Source organism: Micromonospora maritima (assembly GCF_902825405.1).
GTDB classification, from domain to species: domain Bacteria; phylum Actinomycetota; class Actinomycetes; order Mycobacteriales; family Micromonosporaceae; genus Micromonospora; species Micromonospora maritima.
Genome location: NZ_CADEAU010000979.1, coordinates 1 through 563, shown reverse-complemented (window position 1 = coordinate 563; position 563 = coordinate 1). Strand labels below are relative to the sequence as shown.

Sequence of the window (563 nt, the reverse complement as noted above, 5' to 3'; positions counted from 1 at the left end):
GGGCGATGGGCCTGACCAGCGCGTACACCCAGCCGTCGGCGACCGCCTCGGGGGCGATGAAGCCGAGCGCGGCGGCCACCGTCTCGGCGCGGACGTCGCCGAGCGCGCCGGCCCGCCCGGTGATGTAGAAGGCCCACCCGGAGATGCCGAGCAGCCGGGCCCGACGCAGCGTGGACGGGCAGCGGGAGAATGCCTCCCCGAGCTCCAGCGCCAGCGGTTTGCACGCGGCCGCGACCTGTTCCGGGGTCATCGGTGACCCCCCGCCGTCCGTCCACCGTGGCCGCTCATCACGCTCAGTCTGCCTCGTGATCACCGGAATCGGCATCCCCCTCTTCGGCGTCGAGCGCTTCCAAGACGGCCTCCACCTCACCGGCGCGACGCCGGGCCGCGGTGACCGCCCGCTCGGCGCCCCGGCGGGCCAGTCGGGCCCGGCTCAGCTCCTGCTCGACCACCGCACGGCGACGCTCCAGCTCGGCCAGCTCGGTCTCGATCCGGTCCAGCGTCGCGGCGCCGTCCCGCTCGGCGGTGTCGGCCGTGGACAGCTCCGCCTCGGCCCGGTCCAG

Annotated in this window: 1 protein-coding gene and 1 pseudogene; both read right to left on the bottom strand. The window is 75.7% G+C overall.

Annotated elements, in window-relative coordinates; translation table 11 throughout:
• The coding region (locus HUW36_RS33955; protein WP_425487293.1) for a helix-turn-helix domain-containing protein at positions 1-250 on the bottom strand (250 nt) is incomplete at its 3' end.
• A gap of 43 nt (positions 251-293) precedes the next feature.
• Positions 294-563, bottom strand: a pseudogene (locus tag HUW36_RS33950) (hypothetical protein); the annotation flags it as partial.